The 18050-nt window shown below is 37.0% G+C and carries 22 protein-coding genes; 9 read left to right on the top strand and 13 right to left on the bottom strand.

Translation table 11 applies throughout. The annotated features are described in order from the left end of the window. Nucleotides 1-39: 39 nt before the first annotated feature. Nucleotides 40-678: a response regulator gene (locus LAV82_RS17485; protein ID WP_499716575.1), complete on the bottom strand. Its 639-nt coding sequence runs from the start codon at nucleotides 676-678 to the stop codon at nucleotides 40-42. A gap of 15 nt (nucleotides 679-693) precedes the next feature. Then, nucleotides 694-1812: a GAF domain-containing sensor histidine kinase gene (locus tag LAV82_RS17480; RefSeq protein WP_499716574.1), complete on the bottom strand. Its 1119-nt coding sequence runs from the start codon at nucleotides 1810-1812 to the stop codon at nucleotides 694-696. A 337-nt stretch (nucleotides 1813-2149) separates the two neighbouring features. Here LAV82_RS17480 and LAV82_RS17475 point away from each other — a divergent pair, with 337 nt between their 5' ends. Together LAV82_RS17475 and LAV82_RS17470 are read left to right on the top strand one after the other, a co-directional pair. Further along, entirely contained in the window at nucleotides 2150-2488 is a 339-nt protein-coding gene (locus LAV82_RS17475; RefSeq protein WP_013057201.1) for a hypothetical protein, read from the top strand. 95 nt (nucleotides 2489-2583) lie between these two features. Then, nucleotides 2584-2868, top strand: coding sequence for a hypothetical protein (locus tag LAV82_RS17470; protein ID WP_013057202.1), 285 nt, complete (start codon nucleotides 2584-2586; stop codon nucleotides 2866-2868). Nucleotides 2869-2912: 44 nt separating this feature from the next. Here the strand turns inward: LAV82_RS17470 and LAV82_RS17465 are convergent, their stop codons facing one another. Next, the gene (locus tag LAV82_RS17465) at nucleotides 2913-3470 is read right to left on the bottom strand and encodes a helix-turn-helix domain-containing protein (RefSeq protein WP_057236392.1); all 558 of its coding nucleotides are present in this window, start codon (nucleotides 3468-3470) and stop codon (nucleotides 2913-2915) included. 100 nt (nucleotides 3471-3570) lie between these two features. On the opposite strand from LAV82_RS17465, the gene LAV82_RS17460 reads away from it, so the two are divergent. Next, nucleotides 3571-4548, top strand: coding sequence for a DMT family transporter (locus LAV82_RS17460; RefSeq protein ID WP_499716573.1), 978 nt, complete (start codon nucleotides 3571-3573; stop codon nucleotides 4546-4548). A 46-nt stretch (nucleotides 4549-4594) separates the two neighbouring features. Here the strand turns inward: LAV82_RS17460 and LAV82_RS17455 are convergent, their stop codons facing one another. Beyond that, complete coding sequence (locus LAV82_RS17455) at nucleotides 4595-5383, bottom strand: DUF4240 domain-containing protein (protein ID WP_499716572.1); 789 nt, start codon at nucleotides 5381-5383, stop codon at nucleotides 4595-4597. A gap of 365 nt (nucleotides 5384-5748) precedes the next feature. Between LAV82_RS17455 and LAV82_RS17450 the strand changes: the two genes are divergently transcribed. Further along, nucleotides 5749-6177: a GNAT family N-acetyltransferase gene (locus LAV82_RS17450; RefSeq protein ID WP_057236387.1), complete on the top strand. Its 429-nt coding sequence runs from the start codon at nucleotides 5749-5751 to the stop codon at nucleotides 6175-6177. A gap of 67 nt (nucleotides 6178-6244) precedes the next feature. Here the strand turns inward: LAV82_RS17450 and ilvD are convergent, their stop codons facing one another. Further along, nucleotides 6245-7921 carry a dihydroxy-acid dehydratase gene (gene ilvD / locus LAV82_RS17445; RefSeq protein WP_013057207.1) on the bottom strand — a complete coding sequence of 559 codons (1677 nt, stop codon included), beginning with the start codon at nucleotides 7919-7921 and terminating at the stop codon, nucleotides 6245-6247. Between the two features lie 226 nt (nucleotides 7922-8147). Here ilvD and LAV82_RS17440 point away from each other — a divergent pair, with 226 nt between their 5' ends. Continuing rightward, nucleotides 8148-9092, top strand: coding sequence for an alpha/beta hydrolase (locus LAV82_RS17440; RefSeq protein ID WP_013057208.1), 945 nt, complete (start codon nucleotides 8148-8150; stop codon nucleotides 9090-9092). A 19-nt stretch (nucleotides 9093-9111) separates the two neighbouring features. On the opposite strand, the gene LAV82_RS17435 is transcribed toward LAV82_RS17440, so the two are convergent. The 7 genes from LAV82_RS17435 to LAV82_RS17405 form a co-directional block, all read right to left on the bottom strand. Further along, complete coding sequence (locus tag LAV82_RS17435) at nucleotides 9112-10038, bottom strand: manganese-dependent inorganic pyrophosphatase (RefSeq protein ID WP_499716571.1); 927 nt, start codon at nucleotides 10036-10038, stop codon at nucleotides 9112-9114. A gap of 526 nt (nucleotides 10039-10564) precedes the next feature. Continuing rightward, nucleotides 10565-10753, bottom strand: a complete 189-nt coding sequence (locus LAV82_RS17430; protein WP_244856671.1) for a hypothetical protein — start codon at nucleotides 10751-10753, stop codon at nucleotides 10565-10567. 106 nt (nucleotides 10754-10859) lie between these two features. Next, complete coding sequence (locus LAV82_RS17425) at nucleotides 10860-11141, bottom strand: hypothetical protein (protein WP_211078981.1); 282 nt, start codon at nucleotides 11139-11141, stop codon at nucleotides 10860-10862. A gap of 137 nt (nucleotides 11142-11278) precedes the next feature. After that, nucleotides 11279-11557, bottom strand: coding sequence for a hypothetical protein (locus LAV82_RS17420; protein WP_499716570.1), 279 nt, complete (start codon nucleotides 11555-11557; stop codon nucleotides 11279-11281). A 164-nt stretch (nucleotides 11558-11721) separates the two neighbouring features. Further along, nucleotides 11722-12795: a branched-chain amino acid aminotransferase gene (locus LAV82_RS17415; protein ID WP_013057210.1), complete on the bottom strand. Its 1074-nt coding sequence runs from the start codon at nucleotides 12793-12795 to the stop codon at nucleotides 11722-11724. Nucleotides 12796-13014: 219 nt separating this feature from the next. Further along, nucleotides 13015-13500: a hypothetical protein gene (locus tag LAV82_RS17410; protein ID WP_057273249.1), complete on the bottom strand. Its 486-nt coding sequence runs from the start codon at nucleotides 13498-13500 to the stop codon at nucleotides 13015-13017. Nucleotides 13501-13520: 20 nt separating this feature from the next. Next, a complete protein-coding gene (locus LAV82_RS17405; protein ID WP_211078980.1) occupies nucleotides 13521-14108 on the bottom strand; it encodes a lysophospholipid acyltransferase family protein in 588 nt (195 codons plus the stop codon). Nucleotides 14109-14377: 269 nt separating this feature from the next. Here LAV82_RS17405 and LAV82_RS17400 point away from each other — a divergent pair, with 269 nt between their 5' ends. Genes LAV82_RS17400 through uraH form a run of 3 tightly spaced genes read left to right on the top strand, consistent with a single transcriptional unit; the run spans nucleotide 14378 to nucleotide 16593 of the window. After that, nucleotides 14378-15700 carry a nucleobase:cation symporter-2 family protein gene (locus LAV82_RS17400; RefSeq protein WP_499716569.1) on the top strand — a complete coding sequence of 441 codons (1323 nt, stop codon included), beginning with the start codon at nucleotides 14378-14380 and terminating at the stop codon, nucleotides 15698-15700. 12 nt (nucleotides 15701-15712) lie between these two features. Next, nucleotides 15713-16240 (top strand): 2-oxo-4-hydroxy-4-carboxy-5-ureidoimidazoline decarboxylase, encoded by a 528-nt coding sequence (uraD, locus tag LAV82_RS17395; RefSeq protein ID WP_013057214.1) that lies wholly within the window; start codon nucleotides 15713-15715, stop codon nucleotides 16238-16240. Further along, the gene (uraH, locus tag LAV82_RS17390; RefSeq protein WP_211078977.1) at nucleotides 16237-16593 is read left to right on the top strand and encodes a hydroxyisourate hydrolase; all 357 of its coding nucleotides are present in this window, start codon (nucleotides 16237-16239) and stop codon (nucleotides 16591-16593) included. The genes uraD and uraH overlap by 4 nt, the downstream gene beginning before the upstream one ends. Before the next feature lie 35 nt (nucleotides 16594-16628). Here the strand turns inward: uraH and LAV82_RS17385 are convergent, their stop codons facing one another. Beyond that, nucleotides 16629-17129: a GNAT family N-acetyltransferase gene (locus LAV82_RS17385; protein ID WP_211078976.1), complete on the bottom strand. Its 501-nt coding sequence runs from the start codon at nucleotides 17127-17129 to the stop codon at nucleotides 16629-16631. A 416-nt stretch (nucleotides 17130-17545) separates the two neighbouring features. Between LAV82_RS17385 and LAV82_RS17380 the strand changes: the two genes are divergently transcribed. Continuing rightward, entirely contained in the window at nucleotides 17546-18040 is a 495-nt protein-coding gene (locus LAV82_RS17380) for a hypothetical protein (protein WP_013057217.1), read from the top strand. Nucleotides 18041-18050: the final 10 nt, after the last annotated feature.

The following is an 18050-nucleotide window of genomic DNA, read 5'->3' as shown; positions in this document are numbered from 1 at the left end:
GGAGAAGCACAGAGAAAAACCTACAACTAAAGTCGTAGGTTAGGAAATGCCGTGCTGCACAGCATATAGAGCAGCTTGCGTACGGTCTTGAACCCCAAGCTTGGATAAAATATTAGATACATGTGTTTTTACTGTTTTTTCCGTAATGTGTAAGGAAGTACCAATTTCTTTGTTGCTTTTACCTTTTGCAATTTCTTTTAATACGTCTTTTTCTCGTTTCGTTAAGTGGTCAATAAAATTGACTTGCTTTTCGGTGCGTTTGGTTAATCGTGTTAACAAGTGTGTGGTGACTTTTGGATGAAGCTGATTTTCTCCATCCATTAGCTTTCGAATAGCTGCTACAAGTTCATCTGGGTCACTTTCTTTTAGCTGATAGCCTGAAGCTCCAGCTTCTAGTGCCGGTATCACATGATCTTGATCCGAAAAGCTTGTTAAAATCATAACTTGTATATGCGGTGCTTGTTTTTTTAATTCTTTTGTTGCTTCGATTCCGTCGAGAACCGGCATCGATAAATCCATTAAAACAATATGGGGCTCTAGGGATATTGCTAACTTTAAAGCTTCCTCTCCGTTAGAAGCTTCTCCTACAATCTCTAAGTCTGACTGCGTCTGTAAGAAAAAGACAAGTCCTTTTCGGACAACGTGGTGATCATCTGCGATTAGAATCTTTATTTTCATGTGCGCTCCTTTCCGTTATGAAAGAGGAATAGATACTTCCACAACCGTTCCGTTTCCTATGCTGCTTGTAACAGATAGTTTTCCATTTAATCTGTTTATTCGCTCCTGCATGGTTTTTAACCCAAGCGTCGGCAATTCTGCTGAAGCGCTATACATAAACCCATTGCCGCTATCTCGGACTTTCATGATCACTTGTTCTTTGCTTATATTTACGTTTAAATGTACATCTGCTATACCCGCATGCTTTCGGCAATTATTAAAAGCTTCTTGCCCGACTCTCCACAGTGTCTCTTCAATCACAGCAGGCAAAACGGACACTCCTTTAATTTGTTCTTTTACGTTAAGCCCTAGCATTTGACCATAGCTTTTTAACGCACTGACAATGCCGTTTTCTAATCCTTGAGGACGAAGCTGCCAAATTAATGCTTTCATTTCCACTTGAGCATGCTGAGCGGTTTCTTGGATTAAGGAAAAAGTCTCTTTTAACTGCACATCTGTCGCCAAGCTGCTTCCGGCTTTGGCTGTGACATTAATCGAAAATAACAGCTGATTAACAGAATCGTGAAGATCTTTGGCCAATCTGTTTCTTTCTTCAATAAGTTTTACTTCCTGCTGAGATCGAGTCAGCTTAATCCGCTTGATAGCCGTGCCAATTTGAAGAGCGGCAGATCCTAATAAATCAAGCTCTCGCTGTTCAAAATGAATTTTATGGGGGGCAGCTACATTTAATAATCCAAAGCGCTCATCCCCTGCTTGTAAGGGAACCGTTGCGTGATGGGTAATGTCGTGTGTATCCCCCCACTCATGAATGACGGAATCTTCAAGTCTCTTGCACTCCATAATATTAGACGCTTTTTGAAGCCGGCCATCCATATACCGATCAACACACCAGCAGCTTCCGTTACACATAGGCTGAGCGGTTTTATTTAATAAAGCGGGCGGCAAATGCTGAGCGGCAATCATCTCATGTTTTCCATTTTCGTCAATAAAAAAGATCCATCCTGTTTGTAAATCTGTTATTTGCAGCAGTTTTAAAAGAGTATCTTGAAGCATTGTATGTAAATTAGTGCCTTCATTTAAAATCTCGGCAATGTCTTTTAAAATCTTAAGCTCTGAAATATGATCTTTTTCCATAGCCTCTCTCCTATATGATGTATTTTCCATTTTTTATTTTATCACAATTAAAGACTATTCTGACTCACAGGACGTTATCTTTAAGGTATTTCCGCTTAGGTATGTAAGAGTTTTTAACATCAATAATAAAATTTTCAAAAAAGTATGTCAGGTAGTTTAACAATTAGCTAGAGTCTTTACGTGAAACGAACTATACTACAGATAATTCACGTAAGAAAAGAAAAAATGAAAGGAAATGAGGAGAAAAAAATATTAAAATTAATCCATTGAAAACGCTTCCAAATATGAAGGCATAGTGCTATTATATAATTATTAACAGAATAGGGATGTGAGGAAGATGAATAAATTATTTTTAGAAGAGTTACGATACATTATCTTGTGTGAAGTGCCTATGACGAAGTACCGAGTAGAGCAGCTGCAAGACAAATTTGATCAAAGCCCATACTTAATTAATGAACTTTATCAACTCCTATTCGAAAAGCGTCACATTTTAGCTTTTGTTGATGATATTGAATCATCCCTTTATGACTATATTGTGAATAAAGAAATGATGGATGCTAAAACGTATTATGGAGCTATTGCACATGTAGCAAATCTTTTCGGCGAAACGCCTACATATATAAAATGCAAAATAAAAAAATATAGACAGTCTTCGATTTCGAGTATCAGTGCCTAAAAGTTGTGTACAGCTGATTCAAATAAAAAGCAAAAAAGAAATCCTAGCACAAGGGTTTCTTTTTTGTACCAATAACATATAGGGAGGAAAATAAGATGAAGACATTTTTTATCACGAATCGCTATTCGTTTCTTGAAACGCAAGTAAATGAATACATGCAATCTTTACTGGTAAAAACGCCCGAACAAGTGATTTTATATTTCGAAAGGCAAATTCGAAAGTATAAAGTATATTTACAGAAAAAACATCATTACCCAGAGTGTATGGTTCAATCTATCCACCGTTTGATTGAAGAATATTCATTAATTATCATTAGAGTGAAAAAATATATTAGCTATCAAAACAAGCTGATGAATAAACAGCTATTAGAGCCGCAGTAAAACGAATCATTTTTTATGGTTCGTTTTACTGCGGCTCTGCCGTTTTACTCCTCATATTTTAGCAGTAAATGCAGAACAGCGGGACGTTCTTCAAGATTTTTGTATGAGTGTACATGACTTCCTTCAAATTTTATAGAGTCAAATTGTTTTAGTTCGTATAGCTCTTCTTCTATTTTCATTTCAATTCTTCCTTCCATTACCGTTGCTACTTCAATTAATCCTTTATGATGAGGTTCGGGATAGTATGTAGCGAGAGGAGAAAGAAAGGCTCGGTACATTTCAATAGTTGAATCTATTTGATTTTGAAAAATAAATTCTACTTTCCACGCTTCGTCCGGTCCTTTGAGAGAAAAACCTTCTCCGCACTTAGATACAGCCACTGAAGGTTCTACTGACACTAATTTAGTTAAAGGGATATTTAAACCTGTTGTTATTTTCCACATTACTCCTAGGGTTGGATTAGTCTCCCCTCTTTCAATTTTCCCTAACGTGAGTTTGCTGACTCCCGTCCTATCTGCTAATTCATCGAGTGTGAATTCTCGCTGTGTTCTTATTTTTCTAAGCTCGTTGCCTACCTTTTTCATCATTTCTTCTGAATGCATTTTTTTCTTCCTTTCTTTTGTATATTATGATACACTTTTTTTGTATCTAAGTATACTATAATGTACATTTAGGTATTTTTATTAATTAGGAGGAAAAAGTATGAAAGCAATTTTATGGGGGCTTCTCTCGTCTATGTTCTTTTCTGCTACATTTATTGTGAATCGTGCCATGAATGTATCTGGAACAAGCTGGGCTTGGACAGCATCTCTTCGTTTTTTATTAGCACTACCTATTTTACTCATTTTAGTACTTGTACAAAAGAAGTTTACACCATTATGGATGGAAATGAAAAAGCATCCTTTCGCTTGGTTAGGCTGGGGAACTCTTGCAGGAATTGGATTTTATTCATTATTAAGTTTTTCTTCACTTTTTGGACCGTCATGGCTTATAGCTGGAACGTGGCAAGTAACGATCTTGGCAGGTGCGCTCATTTCTCCACTTTTCTATGTAACGATTCAAACTGCAGACGGAAACAAAAAAGTAAGAGGAAACATTCCACTCAAAACGCTTGGTATTTCAACGTTTATTTTAGCGGGTGTGATTCTCATGCAAGTTAAAGAAGCTGAAAACATCACGCTTTCACAGTTTGTGTTGGGTTTTCTCCCTGTCGTCATGGCTGCTTTTTTATATCCGCTTGGAAATCGAAAAATGATGGAAGTTTGCAAAGGAAAATTAGATACATTTCAACGTGTTTTAGGTATGGCTATCGGCAGTATACCGCTAAGTATCATCTATGCGATATATGGATTTTATACAACTGGTATGCCAACAGCTCCTCAATTTTCGCAAGCTGTTATATTAGCGATGAGTTCAGGTGTAATTGCGACGATGACGTTCTTTCACGCAACAGACTTGGCAAAAGAAAATTTAGCTTTGCTGGGAGCTGTCGAAGCAACTCAATCGGGCAGCATGATTTTTACAGTGTTTGGAGAAGTGATTTTATTAAATGGGCGTGTGCCAACAGGGATAGCTTTAGCTGGTATGATGGTAATCGTAATCGGAATGATTATGAACAGTATGCTAAACAAAAAAACAAAACTGTCTTCGGCCGGTCCTTCACGTACTCTATCAAAATAAGAAAAGAGGAGATGAAAATCTGTTTAAAGGTTTTCATCTCCTCTTTTTAATATTCGAGATGATTGTTCCAATAGCGACTCCAAAGCACAGGGAATCGCAGCTGTAAACCATCCTCATCATCTTCATCCCAATCAAGATCCAAATCTTGCTCATCGTACCACATTGGATCAAACTGGTCATATTTATCATAATAGTAGTCGTTATCTAAACCTGTTTTTTCTTCATAAGCTTCACACGCTACAGAAAGTAATTCTTCTAATTGAGGAGCATAGCCTTCTGCTTCTAGTGGTTGAAGTACAGAAATCATCGTCTCAGGAGATTCAATTGCTTTATAATATATGTCTTTTCCTTGATATAAAAGCCACGCTCTAAAATAATCAAAACAATCATCTGAACAACCGCCCATTACAATATAAGCTGCTGCCCACAATGAAGAAGTATAGGAGTGATCAAAATGCTGATTTAACAGCTGATCAAAGCGGAAAATGTCCTTTTCAGAACGCTTTGCTAGCGTGGAGCGGAGCCATTCCATTTGCTCGTCGACATCTAATTTTGACTTCGCCTTTTTTATCAGGTCCCAAAAGAGAGCCTCTGACATCATGCTGTCTTTCATTACTTGCATCGAACAAGTTAAAGGCTTATATCCTTTCTTCAATTTTGCACGAATCAGCTTTTCAGCTTCCGCTTCACAAGCTTCTGCGGAAGCAAACTCTTTTACTTGCATGCGGCCAGCTGTATCAACTTTTCCAAAGTGAATCACTAACTTGCTGTCTCTTCTTTCAACTTTCCAAAATTTATTCGATTGCTCATCTTTATACACTAAGGTTATTTGCATGATACATTCCCCTTTTTCATCCCACTACTATTATGAATATTTCTCTTTTTACAAGTTATGTAAAGCCACGGCGCTTCATAATCCCTTTTCTTTCCTTTTTTAACATGTTCCAGTTGATTTTAATTCTTTCTAAAGTTTGTTAAAAGCTGAAGTGCTATTTTTTGATTATATTTCGCTCAGCATTTAAATTTAATGCTACTCATACAGTTCAAACAGCGAGAAATTAAAACATCATGTATGTAATATTTCACTTGTTTGTTTTTTGTTGCATTTACAACATTTTGTTTTTCCTTTATACTCTTTCATATCAGATATCTTTATTATACAAAAAAGAATCATAAATTCGCAGCAAAGGAAGGATTTTAATGAAAATTAAGCAAGTTACAACAAAAGAGCAGCTTGAAGAAGTATGTCATATACGTAAAACAGTGTTTGTTGAAGAACAAGGCGTGCCATTAAAAGATGAATTTGATGAACATGAGGAAACGGCAAAACATATGTTGATTTACTATAACAATGAACCGGCAGCTTCTGGTAGATTCCGCATAGTAGACGATTACGCCAAAATAGAGCGGATATGCGTATTAAAGGAATTTAGAAAATACGGGCTCGGAAAAGAAGTGGTGGCCAGCTTGGAAGAAGCAGCGAAAAAAGAAGGATTAACTCAAGCTAAGCTTCACGGTCAAGTTCAAGCTGAATCATTTTATCATAAATTAGGGTATAAGACTGTTTCTGATGTATTTATGGAAGACGGTATTCCACACGTTATAATGAAAAAAGAATTTACGTTTTAAAAATCCTCTTGTACACAGTTACTTCAGTAAAGAAAAAGGCTCTCTACTGAGAGCCTTTTTTGTACTATCAGATTTTCATAATTCCGCCTGTGCTTGCAGAAGTTACAAGTTTAGAATATCTTGCAAGATAGCCTTTTTTCACTTTTGGCTCAAAGCCTTTCCAGTTTGCTTTTCGTTCTTCCCAAACATCTGGAGAAACTTGAACATTCATCGAACGATCTTCAATGTCAATCACGATGTGGTCGCCATCTTCGACAAATGCTAGCGGGCCGCCTTCAGCAGCTTCTGGAGATGCGTGGCCAATTGATAATCCACGAGAAGCGCCAGAGAAGCGTCCGTCCGTTAATAGAGCTACTTTTGCACCTAGTCCCATTCCCATGATTTGAGAAGTTGGAGCTAGCATTTCAGGCATTCCCGGGCCGCCTTTTGGTCCTTCATAACGAATGACTACGACATGTCCTTCTTTTACTTTGCCGTTAGCAATACCGTGCAGCGCCTCGTCTTGAGACTCAAATACAATTGCCGGTCCCTCGTGGCGAGTAATGCCATCTTGAACACCGCCTGTTTTAATGATCGCGCCGTCTGGAGCTAAGTTACCAAACAATACAGCAAGTCCGCCTTTTTCGGTAAACGGCTTATCGATTGGATGGATAACGTTATAATCTTTTACATCGCATCCAGCAATGTTTTCACCTAGCGTTTTCCCAGTAACTGTCATAGTATCTAAATGAAGAGCCCCTTCTTTTTTAGATAGCTCGTTTAAAGCAGCTGATACGCCTCCTGCTTCATGTAAGTCTTCAATAAATACATCAGAAGCCGGAGCCAGTTTTGCCAAGTGAGGCACGCGTTCTGCCACTTCATTAATACGCTCTAATGGATACTCAATTTCAGCTTCATTCGCAAGAGCTAGCGTATGAAGAACTGTATTTGTAGAACCACCTAACGCCATGTCCAAAGCAAACGCGTTGTCGATTGCTTTTTCTGTTACGATATCACGTGGTTTTAAATCTAATTTAATTAATTCCATAAGCTGTTTAGCTGATTTTTTAACGAATTCTCTACGTTCAGGAGCAACTGCTAAGATTGTACCATTTCCAGGTAAAGCAAGTCCTAACGCTTCAGCTAAGCAGTTCATTGAGTTCGCTGTAAACATTCCTGAACAAGATCCGCATGTCGGACAGCCGAATTGTTCTAATTCAAGCAATCCTTTATCATCAAGTTTACCCGCTTGATGAGCTCCTACGCCTTCAAATACTGAAGAAAGAGAAATCTTACGACCGTCGCTCGTTACGCCAGCCTTCATTGGTCCGCCGCTAACAAAAACTGTCGGAATATTCAGACGCAACGAAGCCATTAACATCCCAGGCGTAATTTTATCACAGTTTGGAATACATACCATTCCATCAAACCAGTGAGCAGATACTACCGTTTCAACTGAGTCAGCAATGATTTCACGACTTGGTAATGAATAGCGCATACCGATATGTCCCATCGCAATACCGTCATCTACACCGATAGTGTTCATTTCAAAAGGTACGCCACCAGCTTCGCGAATCGCATCTTTTACGATTTTACCAAACTCTTGCAAGTGAACATGACCTGGTACAATATCAATATATGAATTGACAACCGCAATAAACGGTTTGCCGAAATCCTCTTCTTTTACACCAGCTGCACGCAGTAGGCTGCGGTGCGGTGCTCTGTCGAATCCTTTTTTGATCATGTTACTTCTTAATTCTGCCACAATAATTCCCTCCGTATTCATCTAACCTATTAAAAACTGAATCTTTTTAAATTGTTTAATAATTTTTAATATAAATACTAATTTAACAAATCACATAAAGGTTTGTAAAGGTTTATGACAAAATAATCATTTTTTATTTCAAAATAGTAAAATCACCCGCATAAATTAGTATAATATATACATATATCCCTTATTTTACAAGGGGGACGGAAGGTGGATGCTGAACATGAAACAATCCTTTTATTACAGAGGTCATCAGGAAAAAGAAATATTTGCACAAAAATGGGATGTTGAAAACAATTCTGCAAAAGGCGTTGTTCAAATAGCCCATGGGATGGCCGAACATATTGGACGCTACGAATACTTTGCTAATGTATTAACTCAACATGGCTACATCGTATATGGAAATGATCACCGCGGTCACGGTCAAACAGCTTTAAAAGATGAAGAAAAGCGTTTTTTTGCTGAAGAAAATGGTTTTGACACCGTAGTTTACGACATGATTGCTTTGACTAATCACATTTCAACGGAACACTCCGGTCTACCAATCTTTCTTTTCGGTCACAGCATGGGTTCTTTTCTAACGAGAAGATATATTCAATTGAATACAGAGCACATTCATGGTGTGATGCTCTCAGGTACTGGCAGCATTCCTTCCCTTTCACTGAAGGGCGGCATATTAGCTGCGACAATAGAGAAAAAAAGAAAAGGATTACGATCTGCTAGTCCATTGCTTGATAAACTTTCTTTTGGACAGTATAACAAATCCTTTCATCCTGCTCGAACACCTTTTGATTGGTTAAGTCAAGATAATGAGGCTGTAGATTTATATGTAAATGACCCTTACTGCGGAGGAGTTTTCACAGCGGGATTTTTCTATGACTTATTAACAGGAATCAAACAAATCTCTAACTTAGCTAATATAAAGCTAGTACCATCAAACCTGCCTGTTTATTTAATATCTGGAGAACATGACCCAGTAGGCAGCTATACAAAAGGGGTACTCAAAGTATATAACGACTTTAAAAAAGCTGGATTGCAGGACGTAAGCTACCGCTTTTTTACACAGTGCCGTCATGAGTTGCTTAATGAATTAAATAAAGATGAAGTGATAGAAGATATACTAAATTGGCTTGACGTGCAAATGGACAAAAAAACGGTTCGTGTCTAGACACGAACCGTTTTTTTCATTAAGCAAATACAGATGTTAATACAGGCACTACTTGTTTTTTACGTGATACAACGCCTTCTAAGACAGCTGTATTGTTTTCAAGCGTTACGTTGTATGCTTCTTCTACTTTTGAAGCAGCAGAACCTAATGCTAATGCAGTAGAGTTGCTGTTTAAAATATCTGTAACAACTAAAAGGAATAATTGTAATCCTTTTTCTTCGATTGTTTTAGTAATAGCTTCTTCCAATTCAATTTTGCGCACTAAAACGTCGTTTACGTCAATTGCATTCACTTGGGCAATTTCTACTTTGCTTGTACCCATGCTGAATTCTTTAGCATCTAATGAAATTAATTGTGAAGCTGTTTTATCGCCTAAGTCAGCTCCAGCTTTCAGCATTGCTAATCCGTACTCTTCTGCATCTACGCCTGCAATTTCCGCTAATTCTTTAGCAGCTGCAACGTCCTGGTCTGTGCAAGTTGGTGATTTGAATAATAAAGAATCAGAAATGATAGCTGATAGCATAAGACCTGCGATGTTAGGTTCGATTTCTACGCCGTTTTCTTTATACATCTTGTTTAAGATCGTTGCCGTACATCCAACTGGCTCTGCACGATAGTATAAAGGATCTGCTGTTTCAAAGTTAGCAATACGGTGATGATCAATTACTTCAAGCACACGAACTTGATCAATATCGTTTGCACTTTGCTGGCGTTCGTTGTGGTCCACTAAAATAACTTCATTTGTTTCTTTAGATACTTCATCAACGAAACGTGGTAGTTCAGCGTTGAACTTTTCAAGAGCAAATTGCGTTTCACCGTTAATATCGCCTAATCGAACTGGTTCAGCGTCTACACCTAATTTATTCTTTAAATCAGCGTATGCAATTGCAGAACAGATTGTATCTGTGTCAGGATTTTTATGTCCAAAAATTAACGTCTTTGCCATCTTAAATCTCTCTCCTTCTTACGTATGTAAATAGCATTCTTGCGTAAATTTAGTTAATTCGTTCACGCAATATTGCCATTTTAACATAAACTTTTACATTATTTTAATTTTTTTGCGAAAAATGATATTCATCCGCAGATATTTTGCCATTTTGTATCTTTTTCATAGTAAAAACACCTCTATTTCCGATATAAATAGAGGGTTTTATACGCTCATTATATAAAAGTTAGCGATAAAACACAACCCGTCTCTCTATTACTTGATAGATAACTTAAACGCAGTATCTTGCCACTTATGATAAAGAAAAAGTAGAACAGCAATAACCATCATTAGTACAAAGTATAAAAAATGATTCATTTCCTTCAGTGTATAAATATTTAGCTTTTCAAAAATAGGATTCATAACAAATGCTTGAAACAAATCAAATGCTGAATTGATAATCATAAATATCCAAAAGCCAGGATAGGTAAAATAAAAAATAAAAAGCGTGCCTATTATAAATATGCCAAAAGGAAAAGGCGTCATATTAACGAAGAAAAAAAAGAGTTTTATTCACTTCCCACCAGTTAAAGCCATCTGCAATTTGAAAAACCATCGTTAACAATACCACTCCAAATAGTGATACAGCCATATACCGCTTCACTCGCTCTTTATCCACTGCAAAAAGCAATAGCCAAGAACCGATAAAAAACACCCACATTACAATTTGCGCCATGAACATTCTGCCTTTCATTTCAAAAAAAGAGAATATACATTATTCTGTCCTTATTTGTGTAAAACAACCAAAAAAAGCACCCCTTATGAAGGGGTGCTTTTTTTAGTTATCGTCCCAGTGTAAAATCGAAATGTTCATTTACCTTGGCTCCTAGCTCTTCAAGAAACTGCTGAGCCGTCATTCCTTCTACGCTTTGGGTATACCAAGCAAGCTGAGATTTTTTATGAACATTGTTGTAATATACATCTCTTGACCAATATGTTTTTGATCGGTATGTATAATTAAAGTGAATGAATAGTTCACTCCCGTCTGGACACTGCAACAATACGCGGTAATGTGGATTACGACGATTTTTATCTAAACTCATTTCTTTGATCTGCGCTAACATTATTCACCTCTAAAGCCATTACTTAATCATTTAAAGGTAAATGCCACACCTTGCTATATCCTAGCTCTGCCATCAACTAGAAAATCATATATTTTCTAAAATTCTACACGATATAGGACAAAAGAGGAAGAGATAATTTATTGATGGACGTGTAAAGTTTCATATAAATCTTTTAGCTGCTCAGGGTATTGAGACCTTACGTAATAACCCGTAGGACGGTGCTCGATTAAACGAGAAGCAAACAAATAGCCAATGAGCACGTGCATTTGTTCATCTGAGGTTTCTTGGCTTAATTCTCTTTTGAGTCGTTCAGCTAAGTGTGAAGCCAGCTGTTTAATTTTTTCATCATGTGATAAAAAAGCATTTTGTTCCCCCTTATAACGAATAAGTAATGCTGTGAATTTCAATAAAGACAAAGTATTGCTTTTATAAGGATAATTATATTTTATTTACAATAAAAGTATATAAATAGTTCTAAATATCCAAAAAATAACTCGTTTCTTTTGGACTATTCGGCAATAAAAAAAGAAGCGGGAGCTGTCCGCTTCTTTTACGTAAAAAGATATTTGACTACCGAAATTTATTCTACTTCCACTGCCCAGCCGAATGGGTCTTCCACTGTACCATTTTGAATACCTGTTAGAGTGTCATACAGTTTTTGTGATACTTCTCCTGTGTTTCCATCGTTGATGACCATTTTCTCGTTATTCCAAAATAGTTCGCCAATTGGAGAAATAACTGCAGCTGTACCTGTTCCAAATGCCTCTTCTAGTTTGCCTTCGGAATAAGCTTGCTTAATTTCTTCCATAGAAATACGGCGCTCAGTTACAGGCATATCCCAGTGTTTTAGCAGCTCAATGATAGATTTACGCGTAATTCCTTCCAAAATGCTTCCGTTCACAGATGGCGTTACTACTTCTCCATCGATTTTGAAGAAAATATTCATGCTTCCTACTTCTTCAATGTACTTGCGTTCAACTCCGTCTAACCACAGTACTTGTGAATAGCCTTTTGAGTCAGAAAGCTGCTGAGCTTTTAAACTTGAAGCATAGTTTCCGCCTGTTTTAGCTGTCCCTGTCCCTCCGGCTACAGCACGAACAAATTCGCTTTCAACCGCAATTTTTACAGGAGCAATCCCTTCTTTGTAATATGAACCAACTGGAGAAAGAATAATGATAAATTGATAGCGGTCAGATGGCGCTACTCCTAAGTAAGGCTCTGTTGCGATGACAAACGGGCGAATGTATAGTGATGTACCTTCAGCAGTAGGAATCCATTCGCGGTCAATTTTAATCAGCTGCTTTAACGCTTCTAGCGCTAAGTTTTCATCAACATGAGGAATACAAAGACGATCGTTTGATTTATTTAAACGTTTGAAGTTCTCATCTGGTCTAAATAATAATACTTGCTCTTTTTTTGTTACATATGCTTTTAGTCCTTCAAAAACAGACTGCCCATAATGAAAGATCATGGATGCCGGATCTAATGTGATAGGTTGATAAGGGACAATACGAGCATCGTGCCATCCTTGGCCTTCTGTATAATCCATAATGAACATATGGTCCGTAAAGACTTTCCCGAATTGCAATTGATCAGATTGGGGCTTTTCTTTTTTTGTTTGACTTAGTGTTACATCGATTGAATAAGTTGTCATAGTTGTTTCTCCTTGCTCTTTATATTTACGGGTTTTTCGCTTAAACCTCTATATAAGTTACATTGTACAACTTTAGGGAAGAGTGTCACAATAGTTAGAGACGAAAAATTCTAAAAATTTTATAAAAATTATAAAGAAATAGCACCTAATCGAATTAAGTGCTGAATTGAAAAGGTTTTCTTTCTAAAAAAACTATTTCTACATTTTATTTATAACTATTTATAAACCAATTTTCACTCGAAGCTTTTCATCTTGTATTGAAAATTGTTTGATTTTCCCTACTGGAATGACCTTCACTTTATCAATTTCATTGAGATTGATATGAATTTGTTTTTCTTCATACGTAGTAACAGGCGGCTTGTGAAAAATTCGATAGTTGATCCAATTTTGATTAAGAGGTTTCATTTCATGGATTTTGAATAGAAGCGTACGTTCTTTTGCCTCAAGAGGTTCTAGCACAATGGAAAATGGAATTCTCACCAGAAATTTTTTAATAATTCCATTCACGTGAATATAGGAGTCTTGAAATGAAATAGAGAATTGCTGAATTTGATCTTGCTTTGTCATTTGCTTTTGAAAAATTCGCATGAGCATAGAAGCGGATATAGGAACGGTTACGCCACTTTCAGCCATCTTTTCTTTCATTTTTGCTTGCACATCATCACTAATTACATTGTTTAACTTTCTCTGTACCCAATCCTTCATGATGCACCTCCGCTATGAAGTTATCTTGCCGTTTCCTCTAACGCACGAATTGAAGCTGTTAAATGGTTTGACACGTCGGCAAGGCGATCTTTTGTCAGTTTATCTTCTCCAAGGTAGATAGGTTTTCCAAAGGAGATAACAATAGGAACCTTCGAAAATAGTTCTTTTACATTTGCGGGTCCTTTGTAAACCGCGGGTACAATAGGAACCTTTGCTATACTTGCTATAGTGACTGCTCCTCTTTTTAAGGGAACGTCTTTCTCTGTTCGCGTGCCGCTAGGAAAAATCCCGACGATATGTCCTTCTTTTGCTAATTTAATAGGTGTTTTAATGCTGCTGGGTCCCGGGTTGTTACGATCTACTGGGAATGCGTTGAGTTTTTTTAATACATTACTAGTGAGTATATGATTAAAAAGCTCCTTTTTTGCCATAAAATGAATTTGGTGAGGCAAAATAGCCGCACCAAGCGCTACAACGTCTACCCATCCCTTATGCGAACAAGCGATCACAAAACCTGTGTCTGTTGGTAAAGACTCTTTATTCCTTATGTAAAGCTTACCTCTTCTTTTTAATAAAAATTTACATACGTGAGCCGCAAGATTATACATAAACATTTCCTCTTCCCTCTATTATTTGAAAATATATACAAAAATTATATCACTTACTATTAAGAGTTGGTACCAAAAATTAATGTAACATCTTTTTACAAGATAGCTTACCTACTTCTCTATACATTGTAAAAAAGTAGATATCGAATCCTTTGTTTTTAGTCAACTTAACTAATGACATCCCTTAAAAAACATTTTACTATTAATGTATCATTATAAATGTAATATTTATTGACATTACATGTGATATAATTAAAGGAGGTTTTTAGGTGAATAACCAAAATCGACCGTTTCGGCTAGCTTCATTGGGATTACAGCACGTACTTGCTATGTATGCGGGTGCCATTCTCGTTCCGCTGATGGTGGGGCGCGCATTGAATTTAAATACCCATGACTTATCCTATCTTGTGGCCATTGATTTACTAACATGCGGACTAGCTACGCTGCTGCAGGCATGGACGAACAGGTGGTTTGGTATTGGTCTTCCTGTTGTACTCGGAAGCTCATTTGTAGCGGTGACTCCTATGATTGCAATTGGAACTCAATATGGAATTAGCGCTGTTTACGGAGCGATTATTGCCGGTGGTATTTTCATCGTACTGGCAGCAAGTTTTTTAGGCAAAATTATTAAATTTTTCCCTCCCGTTGTCACCGGAACGGTTGTGACGATGATTGGTTTATCGCTTGTACCATCCGCTGTCCGAAATATGGCAGGAGGAGTGGGAAGCAAAGATTTTGGTTCTCTTTCTAATCTTCTTCTTTCTTTTGGTGTTCTAGCGCTTATTTTAATTTTAAATCGATTTTTCAGCGGTTTTCTTCGTTCTCTTTCTGTGTTGATTGGAATTGTAGCCGGAACAATAGCCGCTGTATTAATGGGAAAAGTTGATTTCACTAATTTTAATGAAGCTTCTTGGCTGCACGTTCCCACTCCTTTTTATTTTGGGATGCCCACTTTTGAAATCGGCCCTATTTTAACAATGATTCTCGTATGCTTGGTCATTATTATTGAGTCTACAGGCGTATTTTTAGCGTTAGGAAAGCTGTGTGATCGGGAATTAACGGAAAAGGATTTTACAAAAGGCTACCGTGCCGAAGGAATCGCCATTGTTCTTGGAGGGCTATTTAATGCTTTCCCTTACAATACATTCGCTCAGAATGTAGGACTGGTTCAATTATCGAAAGTGAAAACAAAAAATGTAGTGGTAGTAGCCGGCTTCATTCTCGTATTACTGGGGCTTGTTCCGAAAATAGCTGCTTTTACAACCATTATTCCCACCCCTGTTTTAGGAGGAGCAATGGTCGTATTGTTTGGTTTAGTTATTTCATCAGGCATCAAAATGCTAAGTGCTGTTGATTTGTCTAAACAAGAAAATTTGCTGATTATTGCGTGCTCTCTTTCACTCGGCCTTGGTGTAACGGTGGTACCTGATTTATTCGCTCAGCTCCCAAATGCTTTGCGCGTAATTGTAAGTGATGGAGTTATCACGGGAAGTTTGGCTGCCATTTTATTAAATCTCTTTTTTAACGCAGCATTTGAACGAAAAGTACCTTCTGTCTCTTTGGAGAAGACAGATTATTCAGAAATAAAATAAAGGTGGTGTAGTATGAATAATGTATCCGTGCAGTATGTAAATCAGCTTAGCAAGCAGCATTTTGTTTCACTAGTTGGTGATATATTTGAACATTCACCTTGGGTTGCAGAAGAGGCTTATTCTAAAGGCCCTTTCTCTTCCGTTGAACAACTTCATGCCATGATGAAAGAAATTGTAGCGCAAGCATCTGTAGAAAAACAGCTGCAGCTGCTGCAAGCTCATCCAAATCTAGGTGAAAATATTGCCATGACATCTGCTTCTACTGAAGAACAAACCAAAGCAGGCTTACAAAACTTAACGCAAGATGAGTATGAACAGTTTTCTTCTCTCAATGGAACGTATATGGAGAAGTTTCCTTTTCCTTTTATTTTGGCAGTACGAGGCAAACAAAAAGAAGATATCTACGAGGCAATGCAAAGTCGTTTACTAAATACCGAGCAAACAGAGTTTGATACAGCGTTAGAAGAAGTATATAAAATTGCTTTCTTTCGCTTAACTGATAAAATTACTGAAGATAAGGAGACAAAGAAACGAGCATGACTAAAATCACAACGCATATTTTAGATCTTACCCACGGATGTCCGGCTGCTTTTGTCAAAGTTGATTTTTATCATATTCAGTCGGAAAGTAAACGAATAAAAATTTCACAGGGTACTACAAATGAAGACGGGAGGTTAGTAACTCCGCTCTTCTCTTCTGAAGCGTTTGAATCAGGAGATTATGAACTTCTGTTTCATATTGGGGAATATTATAAAAAACAAGAGGTCCAAACAACAAATCCCCCCTTTTTAAATCAGGTTTCTGTTCGAGTCGGATTGTCTTCTGAACAAGAACATTATCACGTCCCTTTGCTTGTGTCACCGTGGGGATACCAAATTTATAGAGGAAGCTAAAAAAAGAAACGGCGTCTTTAAACGTCGTTTCTTTTTTAGTTGAGCAATTTAGACATATAGTACTCATCAATAAACAAACCGCCAATTCGCAGTGAATGTTTTTTTGTTCCTTCAATTTCAAATCCTACTTTGTCATATAAAGAAAGAGCCTTTTCATGCTGTATAGCGACTGTCAGTTCAAGACGATGAATACGGTGTTCTCTCGCCCATTCTTCAAGTGCACCGATTAAAGCTGTCCCAATCCCTTGATTTTGAAACGTCTTTCGAATACCTAATGTTAGAGAAGCGATGTGAGCGTTTCGGTTAGCTTCCCCCCCTGTTGCAGCTATATATCCCACAAGCATCTCGTCTTCTTCTGCTACAATAATCGTAGAGTTTGGCTGCTGCTTAAAGATTTCGATGTTTTTCTCCTGCTGATCTGTGCTCAGCTTTCGCTCTCCGCTTTCAAACAGCATAAACTTACTTTCTTCTTCAATCTGTTTAAGCAAATCTACAAAGTTTGCAGCATCATGTAATTCTAGTTCTCTAATTTGCATGCTGATCCCCCTTTTTGTGTGTCCTTTTTGTTTGTATATGTATTGGTTCACCTTTATAAAATATAGCTTTACAGTTTCTTACTAAAAATACGACTTTTTAAGAAGCGGAAGTAGAACAAAAAACCTACTAATCTCCCTTTTTTTGAAATGCTTTTTTCCTCTGTATAATTTTAAATCACTTATCAACTTCTGTAAATTTTTTAGATTCCCTCTTTTAATTTCCATTTATCTTCCTTTTCTATGGGTTTGATTTTGATCTAAGTAGACCTTTTATAGAAAACATATGACTATTATCCTGTTTTTCATGAAGAAAGAAAGCAATAAATGTAATTTTACTTGTAATCGTTTAAAATAGAAAAAGTGGAAATTTTATGTACATTTCCTCCTTAATTATTGGTCTATGAAAGGAAATTATTATGAAAGTACAATCCGCAAAATGTGGTGTATATGTCTTAAGCGGTCTAGGAGCTGTTATAGTGTTCTTCTTACTTTTACTTAAGAACAGTGCTTTCTTTCTAGAGGAAGAATACGATCAAAACAAACCTGAAGCTGCGCTTGCGGTCAACGAACATACCTATCACCTTCACAAAGGTTCTATTAACTGGTCAAACGGCCGTTCAACAACAAAAAAAGAAATAAATGTATATGATTTATATACATACATATCGCAGCAAAAAAGTATCCCATTGCAGCAGCAACAATTGGTTAAGCTCCATTTTTCGAACTTAGACGGTGCATATATTCGTAGTGTGAGTGTGCATATATGGAGAGATAACGGTGAAAAAACCAAGCTGTTTGTCAAAAATAATGAATTTAAGGTTCCTAAAAATCAAGGTTTGTACGTTGTTGATATTGCGATTAACTCCACAAGAGGAACAATGCAATATGCGGCAAATGTGCAAATACAGTAAGTTTTTATAT

Origin of the sequence: Bacillus sp. ILBB4 (assembly GCF_035064545.1) — a bacterium.
Taxonomy (GTDB): domain Bacteria; phylum Bacillota; class Bacilli; order Bacillales; family Bacillaceae_H; genus Priestia.
This window is presented reverse-complemented; position numbering and strand designations above follow the sequence as displayed.

Coding starts and splice junctions, on each gene's coding strand:
- LAV82_RS17485 (WP_499716575.1), bottom strand. CDS start 678: ATGAAAATAAAGATTCTAATCGCAGATGATCACCACGTTGTCCGAAAA.
- LAV82_RS17480 (WP_499716574.1), bottom strand. CDS start 1,812: ATGGAAAAAGATCATATTTCAGAGCTTAAGATTTTAAAAGACATTGCC.
- LAV82_RS17475 (WP_013057201.1), top strand. CDS start 2,150: ATGAATAAATTATTTTTAGAAGAGTTACGATACATTATCTTGTGTGAA.
- LAV82_RS17470 (WP_013057202.1), top strand. CDS start 2,584: ATGAAGACATTTTTTATCACGAATCGCTATTCGTTTCTTGAAACGCAA.
- LAV82_RS17465 (WP_057236392.1), bottom strand. CDS start 3,470: ATGCATTCAGAAGAAATGATGAAAAAGGTAGGCAACGAGCTTAGAAAA.
- LAV82_RS17460 (WP_499716573.1), top strand. CDS start 3,571: ATGAAAGCAATTTTATGGGGGCTTCTCTCGTCTATGTTCTTTTCTGCT.
- LAV82_RS17455 (WP_499716572.1), bottom strand. CDS start 5,383: ATGCAAATAACCTTAGTGTATAAAGATGAGCAATCGAATAAATTTTGG.
- LAV82_RS17450 (WP_057236387.1), top strand. CDS start 5,749: ATGAAAATTAAGCAAGTTACAACAAAAGAGCAGCTTGAAGAAGTATGT.
- LAV82_RS17440 (WP_013057208.1), top strand. CDS start 8,148: ATGAAACAATCCTTTTATTACAGAGGTCATCAGGAAAAAGAAATATTT.
- LAV82_RS17435 (WP_499716571.1), bottom strand. CDS start 10,038: ATGGCAAAGACGTTAATTTTTGGACATAAAAATCCTGACACAGATACA.
- LAV82_RS17430 (WP_244856671.1), bottom strand. CDS start 10,753: ATGGCGCAAATTGTAATGTGGGTGTTTTTTATCGGTTCTTGGCTATTG.
- LAV82_RS17425 (WP_211078981.1), bottom strand. CDS start 11,141: ATGTTAGCGCAGATCAAAGAAATGAGTTTAGATAAAAATCGTCGTAAT.
- LAV82_RS17415 (WP_013057210.1), bottom strand. CDS start 12,795: ATGACAACTTATTCAATCGATGTAACACTAAGTCAAACAAAAAAAGAA.
- LAV82_RS17410 (WP_057273249.1), bottom strand. CDS start 13,500: ATGAAGGATTGGGTACAGAGAAAGTTAAACAATGTAATTAGTGATGAT.
- LAV82_RS17405 (WP_211078980.1), bottom strand. CDS start 14,108: ATGTATAATCTTGCGGCTCACGTATGTAAATTTTTATTAAAAAGAAGA.
- uraD (WP_013057214.1), top strand. CDS start 15,713: ATGAATAATGTATCCGTGCAGTATGTAAATCAGCTTAGCAAGCAGCAT.
- uraH (WP_211078977.1), top strand. CDS start 16,237: ATGACTAAAATCACAACGCATATTTTAGATCTTACCCACGGATGTCCG.
- LAV82_RS17385 (WP_211078976.1), bottom strand. CDS start 17,129: ATGCAAATTAGAGAACTAGAATTACATGATGCTGCAAACTTTGTAGAT.
- LAV82_RS17380 (WP_013057217.1), top strand. CDS start 17,546: ATGAAAGTACAATCCGCAAAATGTGGTGTATATGTCTTAAGCGGTCTA.